Annotated in this window: 14 protein-coding genes and 2 tRNA genes; 10 read left to right on the top strand and 6 right to left on the bottom strand. The window is 69.1% G+C overall.

What is annotated here, in order from left to right; genetic code table 11:
- Positions 1 to 217: 217 nt before the first annotated feature.
- Positions 218 to 958, top strand: a complete 741-nt coding sequence (locus tag ACQZ13_RS21830) for an SIMPL domain-containing protein (protein WP_431048054.1) — start codon at positions 218 to 220, stop codon at positions 956 to 958.
- 3 nt (positions 959 to 961) lie between these two features.
- On the opposite strand, the gene ACQZ13_RS21825 is transcribed toward ACQZ13_RS21830, so the two are convergent.
- Positions 962 to 1732 carry a 3-hydroxybutyrate dehydrogenase gene (locus ACQZ13_RS21825; protein ID WP_431048053.1) on the bottom strand — a complete coding sequence of 257 codons (771 nt, stop codon included), beginning with the start codon at positions 1730 to 1732 and terminating at the stop codon, positions 962 to 964.
- A 48-nt stretch (positions 1733 to 1780) separates the two neighbouring features.
- Between ACQZ13_RS21825 and ACQZ13_RS21820 the strand changes: the two genes are divergently transcribed.
- The 4 genes from ACQZ13_RS21820 (at position 1781) to ACQZ13_RS21805 (ending at position 5384) form a co-directional block, all read left to right on the top strand.
- Positions 1781 to 2647: an alpha/beta fold hydrolase gene (locus ACQZ13_RS21820; RefSeq protein WP_431048052.1), complete on the top strand. Its 867-nt coding sequence runs from the start codon at positions 1781 to 1783 to the stop codon at positions 2645 to 2647.
- A 45-nt stretch (positions 2648 to 2692) separates the two neighbouring features.
- The gene (locus ACQZ13_RS21815) at positions 2693 to 4966 is read left to right on the top strand and encodes a RelA/SpoT family protein (protein ID WP_431048051.1); all 2274 of its coding nucleotides are present in this window, start codon (positions 2693 to 2695) and stop codon (positions 4964 to 4966) included.
- A 128-nt stretch (positions 4967 to 5094) separates the two neighbouring features.
- Positions 5095 to 5171 (top strand) — tRNA-Val (locus tag ACQZ13_RS21810).
- Between the two features lie 136 nt (positions 5172 to 5307).
- Positions 5308 to 5384: transfer RNA gene (locus tag ACQZ13_RS21805), tRNA-Val, on the top strand.
- Between the two features lie 27 nt (positions 5385 to 5411).
- Here ACQZ13_RS21805 and ACQZ13_RS21800 read toward each other — a convergent pair.
- On the bottom strand, positions 5412 to 6257 hold the full coding sequence (locus tag ACQZ13_RS21800) for a glycosyltransferase family 25 protein (protein WP_431053332.1): 846 nt from the start codon (positions 6255 to 6257) through the stop codon (positions 5412 to 5414).
- 182 nt (positions 6258 to 6439) lie between these two features.
- Here ACQZ13_RS21800 and ACQZ13_RS21795 point away from each other — a divergent pair, with 182 nt between their 5' ends.
- On the top strand, positions 6440 to 7594 hold the full coding sequence (locus ACQZ13_RS21795; protein WP_431048050.1) for a diguanylate cyclase domain-containing protein: 1155 nt from the start codon (positions 6440 to 6442) through the stop codon (positions 7592 to 7594).
- Between the two features lie 5 nt (positions 7595 to 7599).
- Here the strand turns inward: ACQZ13_RS21795 and ACQZ13_RS21790 are convergent, their stop codons facing one another.
- On the bottom strand, positions 7600 to 8127 hold the full coding sequence (locus ACQZ13_RS21790; RefSeq protein WP_431048049.1) for a Csu type fimbrial protein: 528 nt from the start codon (positions 8125 to 8127) through the stop codon (positions 7600 to 7602).
- Between the two features lie 210 nt (positions 8128 to 8337).
- Between ACQZ13_RS21790 and ACQZ13_RS21785 the strand changes: the two genes are divergently transcribed.
- From ACQZ13_RS21785 to phaR, 3 genes are all read left to right on the top strand, one after another.
- Positions 8338 to 9369: a LacI family DNA-binding transcriptional regulator gene (locus ACQZ13_RS21785; RefSeq protein WP_431048048.1), complete on the top strand. Its 1032-nt coding sequence runs from the start codon at positions 8338 to 8340 to the stop codon at positions 9367 to 9369.
- Between the two features lie 214 nt (positions 9370 to 9583).
- Positions 9584 to 10585 (top strand): tripartite tricarboxylate transporter substrate binding protein, encoded by a 1002-nt coding sequence (locus ACQZ13_RS21780; RefSeq protein WP_431048047.1) that lies wholly within the window; start codon positions 9584 to 9586, stop codon positions 10583 to 10585.
- Positions 10586 to 10737: 152 nt separating this feature from the next.
- Positions 10738 to 11331 carry a polyhydroxyalkanoate synthesis repressor PhaR gene (phaR, locus tag ACQZ13_RS21775; RefSeq protein WP_431048046.1) on the top strand — a complete coding sequence of 198 codons (594 nt, stop codon included), beginning with the start codon at positions 10738 to 10740 and terminating at the stop codon, positions 11329 to 11331.
- A gap of 29 nt (positions 11332 to 11360) precedes the next feature.
- Here phaR and ACQZ13_RS21770 read toward each other — a convergent pair whose 3' ends face one another.
- The gene (locus tag ACQZ13_RS21770) at positions 11361 to 11828 is read right to left on the bottom strand and encodes a GFA family protein (protein ID WP_431048045.1); all 468 of its coding nucleotides are present in this window, start codon (positions 11826 to 11828) and stop codon (positions 11361 to 11363) included.
- 60 nt (positions 11829 to 11888) lie between these two features.
- Positions 11889 to 13676: an ATP-binding protein gene (locus ACQZ13_RS21765; RefSeq protein WP_431048044.1), complete on the bottom strand. Its 1788-nt coding sequence runs from the start codon at positions 13674 to 13676 to the stop codon at positions 11889 to 11891.
- A 254-nt stretch (positions 13677 to 13930) separates the two neighbouring features.
- Here ACQZ13_RS21765 and rimO point away from each other — a divergent pair, with 254 nt between their 5' ends.
- A complete protein-coding gene (gene rimO / locus ACQZ13_RS21760) occupies positions 13931 to 15355 on the top strand; it encodes a 30S ribosomal protein S12 methylthiotransferase RimO (RefSeq protein ID WP_431048043.1) in 1425 nt (474 codons plus the stop codon).
- 75 nt (positions 15356 to 15430) lie between these two features.
- Here the strand turns inward: rimO and ACQZ13_RS21755 are convergent, their stop codons facing one another.
- Entirely contained in the window at positions 15431 to 16576 is a 1146-nt protein-coding gene (locus ACQZ13_RS21755) for a hypothetical protein (protein WP_431048042.1), read from the bottom strand.
- Between the last annotated feature and the right edge of the window lie 27 nt (positions 16577 to 16603).

Genomic DNA, 16603 nt, shown 5'->3' with positions numbered 1-16603 from the left:
GTAACAGCGGGACTGTAAGGGCAGTTTTTCGACCTGCTTGCGGGATGAATCAGTCCTTACCGGATAGTTACATCTTTTGTAACAGGGCTGTCTATGTCCCTACTGGAGGCCGATGAATGACACAAAAAGGCGGATGGACGGCGCCGCCTGCCGGTCAACCGTGACGCTTTCCTCACACGTTATGCTGGTTCCCACCTGGACTCCCGTAGGAACCCGAATGATCCGAAGCTCCAAGATGCTCGCCCGCACCCTGATCGCCGCCGGCGCGGTGGCGGTCCTGCCCGCGATGGCGCAAGCCCAGGCGGCGCGTACCGACGTGCTGTCGCTGAGCGCCTCCGCCACGACCGAGGTGACCCGCGACCTGCTGCAACTGCGTTTCTCCACCACCCGCGAGGGCAAGGAAGCCGCCGCAGTCCAGAACGAACTCAAGCAGGCGCTGGATGCCGCGCTCGCCGAGGCGCGCAAGGTCGCCAAGCCGGGGCAGGTCGACCTGCAGGCAGGCAACCTGTCGGTCTATCCGCGCTACGGTCAGCCGAAGGGCGTGAGTTCGAGCGCCGCGCCGCAGATCACCGGCTGGCAGGGCAGCGTCGAGCTGCTGGTGCAGGGCCGCGACATCGAGGCCATTTCCAAGCTGAGCGGCCGCATCACTTCGCTGGCCATCGCCAACGTCAGCTACGGGCTGTCGCGCGAGGCGCGCGAGAAGGCCGAGGACGAGGTCGTCGGCCAGGCGATCGCCAGCTACAAGGCCAAGGCCGCCGTGTATGCCAAGCAGTTCGGCTACTCCGGCTACCGGATCGGCGAAGTCAGCGTGAACGCCGACCAGCCGGTGGCGATGATGGCGGCGCCCATGGCCCGTATGAAGGTCATGAGCGCCTCCGCCGACGAGGCCCTGCCGACCGAATCCGGCAAGGCCACCGTCACGGTGAACGTCAACGGCAACGTCGTGATGACGAAGTGATCCTCACTGCGCGGTCCAGCCGCCGTCCATGGCCCAGGCCTGGCCGCGCACGTTGATGGCGGCGTCCGAGCACAGGAACACGGTCAGCGCGCCGAGTTCCTCGGGCGTCGTGAACTGCAGCGAGGGCTGCTTCTCGGCCAGCAGCTGGCGCTTCGCTTCGGCGGGGTCCAGCTTTTCCCTGGCCGAGCGGTCGTCGATCTGCTTCTGCACCAGCGGGGTCAGCACCCAGCCGGGGCAGATCGCATTGACGGTGACGGGGAGCAGGGCGGTCTCCAGCGCCGCCGACTTCGTCAGGCCGACCAGGCCGTGCTTGGCCGCGACGTAGGCCGACTTGCCCGCCGACGCCACCAGCCCGTGCGTGGAGGCGATGTTGACGACGCGTCCCCAGTTCTTCTGCTTCATGCCGGGCAGCGCCAGCCGCATCGTGTGGAAGGCGGAGCTGAGGTTGATCGCGATGATCGCGTCCCACTTCTCCGGCGGGAACTCGTCGACGTTGGCCACGTGCTGGATGCCGGCGTTGTTCACCAGGATGTCGCAGCCGCCGAACTCCTGGTCGATGTAGGCCATCATGGCCTCGATCTCGGCGGGCTTGCTCATGTCGGCGCCGTGGTACCCGACCTTCACGCCCAGCGCCTCGACCTGCGCCTTCGGGCCGGCGTGGTCGCCGAAGCCGTTCAGCACGATGTTCGCGCCTTCCCTGGCCAGGGTCAGGGCGATCCCCAATCCGATGCCGCTCGTGGAGCCGGTGACCAGCGCCGTCTTGCCTTTCAACATGCCGCGTCCTCTTCAGGGTTGTTAGGATGGGGACAAAGGATACGAGCGATGTCTGAACCCTTGTTGAAAAAAGTCCAGGCGCTGAGCCCTTGCGGCCTTCACCGGGTGGCGTATTGGGAGTGGGGGCAGTCCGACAACCCGCGGGTGCTGGTCTGCGTGCACGGGCTGTCGCGGCAGGGCCGCGACTTCGACGTCATCGCGCAGCGCCTGAGCGACCGCTTCCGCGTGATCTGCCCGGACGTGGTCGGACGGGGGGAGTCGGAATGGCTGGGCGATCCTCGGAACTATCAGCTGCCGCAGTACGTCTCGGACATGGTCACGCTGCTGGCGCGCCTGGGCGTGGGGCAGGTGGACTGGCTGGGCACCTCGATGGGCGGCCTGATCGGCCTGGCGCTGGCGGCGATGCCGGCCAGCCCGATCAAGCGCCTGATCCTCAACGACGTGGGACCGACGATCGAGTTCGTCGCGCTGCAGCGCATCGCGAGCTACCTGGGCCGCGCGCCGCAGTTCGAGAACTGCCAGCAGGGCGCCGACTACCTGCGCGGCATCTCGCAGAGTTTCGGACCGCACAGCGACGACCAGTGGCTGGCGCTGTCGCGGGCGATGTTCAAGCCGGACGGCGACCGCTGCCGGCTGCATTACGACCCGCGCATCGGCCAGGGCCTTGCCGGGCTGACGCCGGAGCTGGCCAAGGCCGGCGAGGCGCAGCTCTGGGCGGCCTACGACGCGGTGCGATGCCCGACGCTGCTGCTGCGCGGCGGCGAATCGGACCTGCTGACGCGCCACACGGCCGAATTGATGACGCAGCGCGGCCCGTGCGCCGAGCTGCACGAGTTCGCCGGGGTCGGCCACGCGCCGACGCTGGTGCATGAGGAACAGATCCGCGTGGTGGAGCAATTCCTGGCGCGCGGGTGAGGTCCCGGCGGCCCTCGCGGCCCCGACGACACGGATGAACGACGAATGAAGACGGAATTGGGGCTGCGGCAGGACCAGGCGGCGCCCATCGTGGCCCTGCTGGACGGGGACCTGCCTCACCGGCTGCCGACGGCGCAGCCGCGCGCCGAAGAGACGACGGATCCGGTGCGACGCGCCCGCGCGTTCGCGGAGCCCTTGCTCGCCGACCACCTGCTCGGGACCGGCGAGCCGGCGCTGGCGCACGCCGACGGCGTGGCCGCGATCCTGGCCGGCGTCGGCGCGGCGCCGTCCATGCAGGCGGCGTCCTATCTGGTGTACGCCGGCGACTACCTGAACAAGCCGGAAGAGATCGTCGCCAAGGCCTTCGGCGAGAGCGACGCGAGCCTGGTCGCGCACACGCGCCGGTTGGTGCAGATCCAGCGCGCGGCGCGCGAGGCGCGCGTCGAGGAACAGCGCCGGCAGGAGCAGACCGAGCTGGTGCGCAAGATGCTGCTGGCGTTCTCGCGCGACCTGCGCGTGGTGCTGCTGCGGCTGGCGTCGCGGCTGCAGTCGCTGCGCTGGTTCGCGGCGAGCAAGACGCCGTGCCCGCGCGAGCTGGCGGCGGAATCGCTGCAGGTCTTCGCGCCGCTGGCCAACCGGCTCGGCATCTGGCAGATCAAGTGGGAGCTGGAGGACCTCGCCTTCCGTTTCCTGGAGCCGGAGCACTACCACCAGCTCGCCAAGGGCCTGCACGAGAAGCGCGTCGAGCGCGAGCAGTCGGTGGAATCGGTGCGGGCCGCGCTGGAGCGCGAGCTGCAGGGCCACGGCATCGAGGCGCAGGTCCAGGGCAGGCCCAAGCACCTGTACAGCATCTGGAAGAAGATGCGCGGCAAGGGCCTCACGCTGGAACGCGTCTTCGACCTGCGCGCGCTGCGCGTGGTCGTGCCGGAGGTGGCGGACTGCTACGCCGTGCTCGCGCAGTTGCACGAGCGCTACCTGCCGGTGGACGGCGAGTTCGACGACTACATCGCGCGTCCCAAGCCCAACGGCTACCAGTCGCTGCACACGGTGGTGATCGCCGCGGACGGGCGTCCGATGGAAGTGCAGATCCGCACCCGCGCGATGCACGAGCATGCCGAGCACGGCGTCGCCGCGCACTGGGCCTACAAGGAAGCGGGCACCAAGGGCTACGCCGGCGTGAGCGCGGCGGGCGAGTTCGAGGAACAGGTGGCGCAGGCCCGCAAGGCGGTGCTGCGGCAACTGCTGGCGTGGGAACGCGACTACGTCGCCGAGACCGATTCGAACTTCGACGACCGCATCTACGTGTTCACGCCGCAGGCCAACGTGGTCGAGCTGTGCGCGGGCGCGACGGCGGTGGACTTTGCTTACGCGGTGCACACCGACCTGGGCCACCGCTGCCGCGGCGCGAAGGTCGACGGCCAGATGGTGCCGCTGAACACGCCGCTGCAGAGCGGCCAGACGGTGGAGATCATCGCGCTGAAGGAGGGCGGTCCCTCGCTGGACTGGCTGAACGCGGAACTCGGTTATCTGCAGAGCCAGCGCAGCAAGGCCAAGGTGCGGGCCTGGTTCAACGCGCAGGTGCAGACGCACACGATCTCCAAGGGCCGCGAGCTCGTCGAGAAGCTGCTGCAGCGCGAAGGCAAGACGGCGATCAAGCTCGACGACCTGGCGGGGCGGCTCGGCTTCAAGAGCGCGGAAGCGCTGTTCGAGGTCGTCGGCAAGGACGAGTACTCGCTGCGCAACATCGAGACGCTGCTGCGTCCGCCGGTGCCGGAGGCGGACGAGGAAGAGCTGCTCGTCCAGCGGCACACGAAGGGCGCGGTCGGGGAAGGGCGCACGCCCAAGGGCGGCGTGCTGGTGGTCGGCGTGGACTCCTTGCTGACCAGCCTGGCGCGCTGCTGCCGGCCGGCGCCGCCGGATGTGATCACCGGCTACGTGACGCGTGGCAAGGGCGTGGCCATCCATCGCTGCGACTGCGCCAACCTGCGCCAGATGGCGCAGTCGGCGCCGGAGCGCGTGATCGCGGTCGCGTGGGGCGAGCCCGCGCCGGACCGCGCAGGCAAGGGGGCGATGTACCCGGTGGACCTGGTCGTCGAGGCCACGGACCGGCCGGGCCTGCTGCGCGACGTGCTGGAGCTGTTCGCGAAGGACAAGCTCAACGTGATCTCGGTGAACCAGCAGAGCGGCAAGGGCAAGCCCTTGCGCAACGACCAGTCGCGGATGAATTTCACCGTCGAGGTGAGCGACGCGCAGCGCCTGCAGCAGACGCTGGTGGCGCTGTCGCAGGTGTCGGGCATCCGCAGCGCGCGGCGTCGCTGAGCTCGCCTCAGGAAAGTCTCAGGGTCTGCCGCTGGCGGTCTTGTCGAAGACGGCGTGCGACTTCTGTTCTTTTTGTCCCGGCTTCCTGGACGGACCTCAAAATCCGGCTTATACTGCGAGGCTTCTCCAGGCGCGTAGCTCAGTTGGTTAGAGCACCACCTTGACATGGTGGGGGTCGTTGGTTCGAATCCAATCGCGCCTACCAGAATTGGTAGGCAGTCCTCCGGGACACCTCAGACGGGTCGCCCGCTTCACGGCGGGCGATTTGTTTTTAGATCGCCCCTTCAAGGGTCGATTTGTTTTTCCGACCAGTGGACTGACCACCGCTGGCGGCGTATTTCAGGCGCGTAGCTCAGTTGGTTAGAGCACCACCTTGACATGGTGGGGGTCGTTGGTTCGAATCCAATCGCGCCTACCAGAAACACACCCCGGTGAGTCGACAGGCTCACCGGGGTTTCTGCTTTCTGGCCGTCCCCAGGCGCAAACGGACATAGCGGCTCAAGCGCAGCGCGAAGCGCGCAATTTCGAGGCCGGTTCGAACAGGCATCACCGTGAGGTAGCGCCAGCGCGAGTACTTGTAGGCCGCCAGGTCGATCTGGATCTGGGAGACCGGTTCTTCCGATTGCCGCAGCGGCACCGGCGTCACGAAGGCGCTGCGCAGGCCGCTCAGGTACTCGAGGTCGAACGCGAGGTCGAAGGGGAGTCGCATGGGGATCAGATCGGAGATCCAGGCGGCTGCGCGGCGGTTGATGACATAGGCGCCGGCCCCTTTTTCGCGCAGGAGCGCGATCGCCAGCGACCGTCCCGAATTCAATCGGCGATAGGCGAGCTTGGGGCCCGTGTTCACCGTGGTCAACCGGAGCAGATCCCAGGAATCGGCGTGCCGGATGATCTCGTTGAGCAGATCGAGGAAGTCGGCGGGAAAGGCCACGTCGTCCTCCAGCACCAGGGCGAAGCGATGGGGGCTGTCGAGCAATCTGCGCGCGCAGGCGACGTGGCTCAGGTAGCAGCCGACCTCGGCGGCGTTGCGTCGGCGACCGTGCATGACACGCAGGGAGCGCTCGCAGAGGTCCTCGCGCGGGAAAGCGAGCGCCGACCCGTCGACGGCCGGCACGCGCTCGAAGGGGAGGCCGATCCGGGCGAGCCGGTCCTCCATGTGTCGACGCCGCAGCGAGGCGCGGTCCAGGTTGATCAGGTAGCAGGCGATGGGCGGGGCGTCGGCGTTCGCGGAAGGCGCGAGGGCGGGATCGCAGGGCGGGGAGAGGGGGAGGGATCCTGGGCGGGTCGTCATGCCGGTCGCGGTCGCTGGGAGGGGAGACCGACATCGCGCCTGTCGCGCGCACTCGGCGGGAAGCGTGGGTGCCTGCAAACGCCGGAGTCGTTCGGAAGCGCAGGAAAGGACTGTCTTTTCGCGCCTGCGACTTCCCGGGCCCGGCGTTAGGATGCTGCGGATCCCGATCTCCGCGCACGCTCTTGGCGACCGTCTCCAACCCCCTGCTCCGGCGCATCGCGCGCGTCCTCCAGTTGTCCCAGGCGGTGGCGCTGGTACTCGTGATCGGCGCCGCCGGCGTGCTGGTCGACAGCGCCCGCCGCTACGGCGATGCGAACGACCTGGTCGCCCATACCCACGAGGTCCTCGATCAGCTGAACCAGCTGCGCTCCGGTCTGCTGCGCGGCGGCGTCGCGCTGCGCAACTTCGTGCTGGTGCCGCATTCGGACGCGCTTCAGCGCCTGCGCGCCGCCGCGGGCGACGCCCGGGACACGGCCGACCGGTTGGAAACGCTGGTCCGGGACAACCCGGCGCAGTTGAGCGTGGCCGCGGAGGTGCGGTCCGAGACCCTCGAAATCACCGGCTGGTACCTGTCCTCCGCCGTGATCGGCGAACGCGACGGTGTCGAGTCCTTGCGGCAAGGCTTGGACGCGCGCATCACCAGCGATTCGTCGAAGCGGCTGCGCCAGTTGCTCGACACGATGGAACGCGTCGAGCGTTCCCTGCTCGCGGCCCGTCAGGCCGAGCAGGAGCGCGGACTCCAGTCGGTCAAGCGATCGGCCCTCGCGCTCGCGGCGCTGTTCATCGCCTTCACGCTGTGGACCATCGGCTACGCCAGCCGCCTGGTCCGCGCGAGCGACCGCGACATGACGCAACTGGCCACGACGGCGGACACCGATCTGCTCACCGGCCTGGCCAACCGGCGCTCGCTGGAGCGGCGGGCGCGGGAGCTTGCCGGTCAGCCGTTCAGCGTGATCGTCTTCGACCTGGACGACTTCAAGCCGGTCAACGACCGCCACGGCCACGCGGCCGGCGACGCCGTCCTGCGCGCCGTCGGCCAGCGCCTGCGCGCGCAGTGCCGCGACGGGGATGTGGCGGCGCGGGTGGGCGGCGACGAATTCGTGCTGCTGCTCGCCGGCGCGCCGGACGAGTTCCGTCTGGCGCAGATCCGGCAGCGTCTGCTGCAGGCCTTGACCGAGCCCATCGCGATCGAGGGCGGCATGGTCAGTATCGGCGCGTCCATCGGCTACGCCGTCGGCGACGGCGAGACCCGCTACGAACGCCTGCTCGAAGCCGCGGACGACATGTCCTATGAAGAGAAGAAAAGAAGAAAGCTCCGGACGCCCCGGAGGGCGTGAGGCGCTCAGTAGGTGATCGTGACGGTCACGGTGTCGGTGTACGCGCCCGGCACCACGCCGGCCAGCGACGGCACGCGGCCGTAGACGCTGATGGACTGCGCGCTGCCGCTGCCGGTGCCGCTCTTGGTGCTGGAGCTGGCGGTGCCGTCGCCGAAGACGGTCGTGCGGCCGGAGTCCAGGTAGAGCTGGTAGCCCAGGGTGTTGGCGCCGCTCTTCATCGTGCGGGACGTGAAGTTGGAGGCGCCGCCCGCGTTCGAGCCGGCGTTCAGCGACACGGCGTACGGCGTCGTGTTGGAGCAGGTGACCGTCAGCGTGGACGAGGCGTCCAGCGGCACGCCGGCGGCCAGCGGGTCGATGGCGCTGCCGAAGTTCAGGGCCGAGCCGGACACGGTGCAGGAGCTGGTGATCGTCGCGGTCACCTGGAAGGTGTTCTGCGCGGTGACCGCGTTGGCCGCCGTCGCGGCGGACACCATCAGGCCCAGGCCGATGGCGATGTGCTTGAACTTGCCGGCTTGCTTCGAGATCGTGTTCATGTTGGCCCCCTGTTGTCGATGGATGAATCTTCGTTCTCACGACTGGTTACCAACAGGAGGAGATAGCGGTACCACGGGTCGGGCGGGTCCCGTGGCGCCGTGTAGGGAAACCGCCGACGGCTGTCGGGCGCGCCGCCCGGGGACTACCCCGTCCGGGACGCCAGATTCGGGCGGTTTTCCCTGTGATCGCGCCCCATAATCGACCGCCATATGTCTGACACCGAGACCTTCCCCCGACCCCGCCGCCGCAAGGGCAGCGGCGCCGTCACGCTGCGCGACGTGGCGCAACTCGCGGGCGTGGCGCCTATTACCGCCTCCCGGGCGATCAACAACCCCGCGCAGGTGTCGCCCGAGGTCCGCGAACGCGTGACCGAGGCAGTCCGCAAGACCGGCTACGTGCCCAACCTGCTCGCCGGCGCGCTGTCCTCGATGAAGAGCCGCATGGTGGGCGTGGCCGTGCCGACGATCGCCGGGCCGGTGTTCCTGGACACCGTGCAGAGCCTGACCGAGGCGCTGTTCGAGGCCGGCTACCAGGTGCTGCTCGGCCAGACCGGCTACGACAACGCCCGCGAGGACGCCTGGCTGGACGCGATGATCGGCCGGCGGCCCGACGGTCTGGTGCTCACCGGCACCAGCCATTCCGAACAGGCCCGCACGCGGCTGCGTGCGTCCGGCGTCCCGGTCGTCGAGACCTGGGACCAGAGCGACGATCCGATCGACATGCTGGTGGGCTTCTCCCACGTGGAGGTCGGTCGCAAGGTCGCGTCCTACCTGCACGAGCGCGGCTACCGCCGGCTGGCCGGCGTGGGCGGCAGCGACGAACGCGCGATGCGGCGCTTCCGCGCCTTCCAGGAACAGGCCGGCGTGCTCGGCATCGCCGAGGTGCCGGTGGCCACGGTTGCCACGCCGACCACGCTGGGCAGCGGGCGCCGCGGCCTGGCCGAACTGCTCGCCCATCCGGACGGCGTCGACGCGGTGTTCTGCAGCTCCGATTCGCTGGCACTGGGTGTCGTGATCGAGGCGCAGGCGCGCGGACTGCGCATCCCGGAGGACCTCGCCATCGTCGGCTTCGGTGACCTGGCGCTGGCCCGGGACCTGGAACCGGCGCTGACCACGGTCCGCATCGACGGCTTCGCCATCGGGCGTCAGGCCGCGCGGTTCATCCTGGACCGCGCCGGCGGCAGTGCCGACAGACGAGCCGTCGACATCGGTTTCGAGCTGGTCCAGCGCGCCAGCGCTTGACAGCGAGGCGATGCGGAGACTGCTGGCCCTCACCCCCGCCCTCTCCCGCGGTGCGGGAGAGGGAGCCACAGTGGGCGCACCCGGTGGAATCCCTCATGGACGCAATCTTGACGTGCTCGATGGTACCGATACCATTTGACTCATCAGAAGAGGGCATCGGACCTTCGTCGATGCCGACGAAGGCTGCGTGCCGTCATGGATGGAGACAAGCGACATGAATTCGGTGAAGCGGGGTCGCGTGCGCGCCCTGGCCGCTGCGGCGGCGACGATGGTGCTGGGTCTGACGGCGGTGACGGCGCAGGCCGCGGATGCGGCCAACTGGCCGACCCAGCCGGTGAAACTGATCGTCCCGTTCGCGCCGGGCGGCACGTCCGACGTGCTGGCGCGCGAGATCGCGGCGCGGCTGCAGGTCTCGCTCAAGCAGACCATCGTGGTCGACAACAAGGCCGGCGCCGGCGGCGTGCTGGGCGCGGACAGCGTGGCCAAGGCCGCACCGGACGGCTACACCATGCTGCTGGGCACGATCGCGACGCACGCGATCAACCCGTCGCTGCTGCCCAAGATGCCCTACAAGGCCGACCGCGACTTCGCGCCGGTGATCCTGCTGGGCAAGATCTCCAACGTGCTGCTGATCGGGCCGGGCTCGCAGGCCAAGACGGTCAAGGACATCATCGCCGCCGCCAAGGCCAAGCCCGGCGACCTCACCTTCGCCTCGGCGGGGCAGGGCACCTCGCAGCATCTGTCCGGTGAAGTGTTCCGCCTGATGACGGGCGCGGACCTGACGCACGTGCCCTACAAGGGCAGCGCGCCGGCCATCCAGGACGTGATGGGCGGCCAGGTGCCGATGAGCTTCGAGACCGTGACCGTCGCGCTGCCGCAGATCAAGGGCGGCAAGGTGAAGGCGCTGGCGGTGACCTCGGCCAAGCGCAGCGCGCAGCTGCCCGACGTGCCGACGCTGGCCGAGTCCGGCGTGCCCGGCTTCGACGTGTCGAGCTGGCAGGCGCTGTACTTCCCGGCCGGCACGCCCGCGCCCATCGTGGCCAAGCTCAACGCCGAAGTGCAGAAGATCGTCGCGCTGCCCGAGGTGAAGGCGAAGATGGAATCGCTGGGCCTGGAGTACACGCCAAACTCGCCGGCGCAGTTCGCCGAGTTCCAGAAGGCCGAGCAGGCCAAGTGGGCGAAGGTGATCAAGGACGGCAACGTCAAGCCGGACTGAGCGCTGACAGCGCCGACAGGCCTGGCGTCGTCATCCGCTGCCGCCTCCCGGGCGGCAGCCCGGTCCGCCTCCCGCACAGCAAGGGAAATCACCCGGCGGGCCGCTCGTCGGGCGCCTCCTAGAATGGGTCGAAGACCCTCAGAGGAGACAGCATGGCGACGGCCCGACGCGGCAAGACCGCAACCGGCAGCGAGGACCCCGCGCACCCGAAGGGGACGCGGGTGCTCAAGAAGTACCCCAACCGGCGGCTGTACGACACGCAGACCAGCAGCTACATCACCTTGGCGGACGTCAAGAAGATGGTGCTGGGCGGCGAGGACTTCGAGGTCCGCGACGCCAAGTCCGGCGACGAGTTGACCCGGTCCATCCTGCTGCAGATCATCCTCGAGGAGGAGATGGGCGGCATGCCGATGTTCTCGACGCCGCTGCTGGCGCAGATCATCCGCTTCTACGGCCATGCGATGCAGGGCCTGATGGGCGATTACCTCGAGAAGAACCTGCAGGCCATGACCGAGCTGCAGAGCCGTTTCGCGGACCCGACCAAGGGCGCGGCGGGCTTCGATCCGCAGCTGTGGTCGCAGTTCATGAGCGGTCAGGCGCCGATGATGCAGGGCCTGATGGGCAACTACCTCGAACAGTCCAAGAACCTGTTCCTGCAGATGCAGGAGCAGTTCCAGAGCGCCGGAAACATCTTCCCCGGCGTGCCCGGGATGCCGGGCTTCCCGCCAACACCGCCGAAGAAGTAGGCCGCGCGTCCGCGCCGCGACCCCGGGACCTAGAGCCCGTGCCGGCGATGCCAGTCGGCCAGTGATTCGTCGGGATAGTGGCCGAAGCGCGCGTCGCCCGGCTTCCCTTCCACCTGGACCCAGGGCGCCTTCGAGTCGAGCAGGCCGTGGACGTTCTCCGGCGGTTCCGGCAGCGGCGTGTCGATCGCGCTGGCGTGCGGATGGATCAGTTCGGGGTAACTCTCGTCGTACATCCAGAGCGCGGTGCCGCAATGGCCGCAAAAATGGCGCTGGCCGCTGCTCTCCTTGCCGTCGATGACGGCCCGGTAGACCTTCAGGTCGCGCTTGCCCTTGAGCAGCTGGAAGGTGGTGTTGTCCGCGCCGATGTTGATCGCGTAGCCGCCGGTGCCCGCCGTCTTGCGGCAGATCGTGCAGTAGCAGCGCATGAACGGGTAGGGCTCGGTCGAATCGACCGAGAAGCGGATGCGACCGCAGTGGCAGGAGCCTTCGAGGTGCATGGGAGTCCCAGGGCGTGGCCGATGCGTCCGGGCAGCAAGCGACGTACCTGCGGCGGGGCCCTAGGAAGCCCTGACGACCGGGGCGTCCAGGGTCGTGCCGGTGACTCTGGCGACCGTCGGCGCCAGCATCGATCGCAGCACCGCATGCAGCGCGTCCGGTTGCACCGGCTTGCGCAGCACGAGGTAGCCGTCGGCTTCCGCACGGCGCAGGTCGGGCAGGTCGAACTCGCCGGTGACCACCAGGCCGCGCGCGAGCGGCAGGCGGTCCAGCAGGTCCAGCAGCAGCGTGTAGCCGCCGTCGTCGTGGCGCAGGCGCAGGTCGCTCATCACGACGTCGGGTTCGAAATCGGCGTCCAGGACCGCATGGGCCTGCGCGGCGTCGCCGGCGACGCGGCAGTCGACGCCCCATTCGCCCAGCAGATGCGACAGGCCGCGGGTCACGCCGAGGTCGTCGTCGACCACGAGCACGCGCCCGCCGAGCCGATCGAAGACGTGCGACGACGCGGGCGCGCGCTGCGCCGGCGTCGCCGGTGTCGAGGCGCCGCGCAGGGTGATGCGGAAGCAGGAGCCCCGGCCCGGCACCGAGTGCCAGTCGATCGCCGCGTCCATCCGGCGCACGCAGTCGCGCACCACCGACAGGCCCAGCCCCTGGCCGTCGCCGGTGACGCGCGCGGCGTCGTCGCCGCGGTGGAACTCGGAGAAGAGCGCATCGCGCTTGGGCGCGGCCATGCCGACGCCGGTGTCCCAGACCTCGATGGCCCAGTCGTCGCCGCGTCGCCGCACGGCGAGCAGCACGCCGCCCGCGGGCGTGTAGCGCAGCGCGTTGTGCAGCAGGTTGGCGAGCGCGCGTCGCAGCAGCATCGGCTCGGCGACCACCCAGGCGGGCGCTTCCGGCCCGCGGATGCGCCAGTCCAGACCGCGTGCCTGCGCTTCCGGCTGGAAGCGCTCATGCAGTTCCGACAGCAGCGGCGCCAGCGCCAGCGGCTGCAGGTCGAGCTCGGCGCTGCGGCTGTCCAGCGCGGAGACGTCGAGCAGCGAATTGAGCAGATCGTTGACGTGGCCGGCGGCCTGCGAGATGTCGACCAGCAGCGGCCTCAACGCCGCGTCCTGGTTGCGCTGCAGCGCGGCCTGCGCGGTCAGCGTCAGCGCGTAGAGCGGCTGGCGCAGGTCGTGCGAGGCGGTCGCCAGGAACAGGCTCTTCTCGCGCGACGCGGCCTTGGCGATGTCGCGAGCTTCCTTGTGCGCGAGCGCGAGGGCCTCGCTCTGCCGCTTCAATCGCGATTGCTGGACGAGGAAGTTGTTGGACGTGCGCGCATGCCGCCAGACCAGCCACGGGAAGAGCAGGCACAGCGGCAGGACGATGGGCCATTGCGTCGGGAAGGCGAAGGGCACCGCCACCGTCGCCATCGTCCACGCCGGGACGAGGAAGCGGGCGAAGAACGGGAGATCCGCGGCGGCGAAGGCGGCCGTCGAGACCGTGGTGCCGGCGAGCACGAGGTACAGGAAGATCGCGTGCTCGAACACGCCGCTGGCGGCGGCGACCCCGGGCAGCAGGCCCCACAGGACGCCGAAGGCGATCGCGATGCGCTCCACCGGCGGCGCCCAGCGCGCCACGAAGTCGGCGGGGCTCATGACCGCCGCCTCGCGCCGGAAGCGGCGGCGCGCGACGGCGACGCCGATGGAGCTCAGCGCATAGGCCGTCGCCCAGACCCACGCCAGGACGATGGCCGTGCCGCCCGCGGGCGTGCTCGCGACCACGACCGGCGGCAGCACCAGCGCGGCGATTTCCACCGAGGCACGGTCGCCGATCAGGGGCAGGAGCTCGGAGCGCGGGGAAGGATCGGACATCGAGACGGGGTGAAGCGTGATGTGGCGTGACGGGCGTGACGTGAAATGACGCGGCGGCCAAGGCCGGAGGGGCGAGTATCCACGGAGTGGCCCGAGAGGGTCGGCAGGCGGCCGCCCAGCCCGTTACCGGTCGTGCGAGCGGCATCCCTCCACGATGCCGGGCGCGGCGCAATGCACCCGCCCCTGTCTGAAAAATGCCGGGTCGCTTACAATGCCCGCCCCAGCCCTCAGCCAGATCGCCCGGCGGAACCCAAATGGAATCAACGACTTACGACCCCACCGCCGCCAAGCTCAACGGACCGGCGGGAGGCTCCGCGCCGAAGATCGGCTTTGTCTCGCTCGGATGCCCGAAGGCGCTGACCGACTCCGAGCTGATCCTCACGCAGCTGCGCGCCGAGGGCTACGAGACCTCGAAGACCTTCGCCGGCGCGGACCTGGTGATCGTCAACACCTGCGGCTTCATCGACGACGCGGTCAAGGAGTCGCTGGACACCATCGGCGAGGCGCTGGCCGAGAACGGCAAGGTCATCGTGACCGGGTGCCTGGGCGCGAAGGCCGGCGCGAGCTCGGACAACATGGTCCGCGAGATCCACCCCAGCGTGCTCGCCGTGACCGGCCCGCATGCGACGCAGGAGGTGATGGACGCCGTCCACACCCACGTGCCCAAGCCGCACGACCCCTTCATCGACCTGGTGCCAGAAGCCCGCGGCATCGCCGGCATCAAGCTGACGCCCAAGCACTACGCCTACCTGAAGATCTCCGAAGGCTGCAACCACCGCTGCAGCTTCTGCATCATCCCGAGCATGCGCGGCGACCTGGTCTCGCGCCCGATCGGCGACGTGCTGTCCGAAGCCAAGGCGCTGTTCGAGTCCGGCGTCAAGGAACTGCTGGTCATCAGCCAGGACACCAGCGCCTACGGCGTCGACATCAAGTACCGCACCGGCTTCTGGGACGGCAAGCCGGTCAAGACGCGCATGTTCGACCTGGTCGCGCAGCTCGGCGAGATCGCCAAGCCCTACGGCGCGTGGGTCCGCCTGCACTACGTCTATCCGTACCCGCACGTCGACGAGATCGTGCCGATGATGGCCGAAGGCCTGATCCTTCCGTATCTGGACGTGCCGTTCCAGCACGCCCACCCCGACGTGCAGAAGCGCATGAAGCGCCCCGCCAACGGCGAGAAGAACCTGGAGCGCATCCTGCGCTGGCGCGAGATGTGCCCCGAGCTGGTGATCCGCTCGACCTTCATCGCCGGCTTCCCCGGCGAGACCGAGGCGGAGTTCCAGTACCTGCTGGACTTCATGCGCGAAGCGCAGATCGACCGCGCCGGCTGCTTCGCCTACTCGCCCATCGAGGGCGCACCGGCGAACGCGCTCGACGGCGCGCTGCCGGACGAAGTCCGCGAAGAGCGCCGCGCCCGCTTCATGGCCGTGGCCGAGGAAGTGTCCATCGCCAAGCTGCAGCGCCGCGTCGGCGCGACCATGCAGGTGCTGGTCGACTCGGCCCCGGCGCTCGGCCGCAAGGGCGGCGTGGGCCGCTCGTACGCGGACGCGCCGGAGATCGACGGCACCGTGCGCCTGCTGCCGCCCGAGAAGGCCAGCAAGCAGCTGCGCGTCGGCGAGTTCACCCGCGCCCGCATCGTCGGCGTCGAGGGCCACGACCTGATCGCCTTGCCGATCTGAGGCCGTGCACGGCCCGCCGCTCGGTGAGCGCGCGGGCGCCCGACTGCCCGCCGAGCCTGGCAGGACGACCCGGCATCACCGGGCGGCCGCGTAGGCACGAAGATCGTCCGACGGACCGCCCGGGACGTTGATCTGGCGTTCAAGCTCGTCCGCCACCTGGCGACGCATGGCGCGGATCAGGTCGGACATGCCGGCGCCTTTGGGAAAGCGGATTCCCTTGAAGAGCGCGCGCTGGTCTTCCACAGGCATCGACCGAAGGACTGATTCGTAGAAGCAGTCCCCCTTCGCCGGCACCTCGCGCAGTCGCCCATCGACGATCGGCGAATAGTGCTGGCGCACAGGGTCGAACTGGACCGTCGCGGGCCTGCGTTCTGGCCCCGACTGACCGAACACCTGCTCCCATTTCCCCTCCTTGTCCGCGATGCGCAGGGACAGGTCCTTTGGCCATGCGGGCATGCTCGTGATCAGGTGCGGCGCCAGGTCGGCGCCCAATCCGAACCAGTGTCCGGAGGTGCGGATCTCGTCCGCTGCCTTCTGGAGCACCTGATTCACGTCTCCCGAATCGTCGATCCTCGCTGCGCTTGCGGAGGTGCTGGCCTGGCGACGGGGGAGGGGGGTGTTCAGGGCCTCTCGTACCGACTGCAGCAGGCGTTGCGCATCGGTCTCGGCCAGAACACCGAGCTTGCGCCTGGGCCTGGCGTGCTCATCGGGGCGCGACAACTGCGATCGCGACCAGGCGAGCCATCCCTTGGGCTCCTCAAGATGGCGCCGCAGCGCGCTGCGCTCGTCCTGCGTCAGCGCGGAGGTGGCCTGGGCAATGGCGGGGCCGAGATCAGGTGTGGGTGAACCGGGCTCGCTCCCGGACTGTCGCAGTCTCGCCTGCAGCGACAGATGAAGACACATCGCATGGAGCACCTGTCGAGTCGCCTTCGGCGTGGCCCTGCTCAGCCCCAGTGCCTCTATCCTGCTGCTGGCAGCCCTGCCGGCCTCGGGGCATTGCGTCGCCAATGCGGCGATCCGTTCGCCCATCGTCAGTCGGTCTTCGGTGCGCGACCCCGACGGTTTGGCGGTCGATGACGACGAATGCTTGAAGCAAGGAAGAATGTGGGAGAACAGGCTTGAAATCGACGGCATCGCGCGTCCTTGGGAAGTCGAGGGGGTCGACGTGAGTGCGCGTTGTCGTTGGACCACTCCTTCGGGAAAGGCGAAAAGGCTGTTCACGTTTCGATCGTTTGACGCTTTCGACCT

This window comes from Roseateles sp. L2-2 (genome assembly GCF_050613215.1).
GTDB lineage: Bacteria > Pseudomonadota > Gammaproteobacteria > Burkholderiales > Burkholderiaceae_C > Roseateles > Roseateles noduli.
This window is presented reverse-complemented; position numbering and strand designations above follow the sequence as displayed.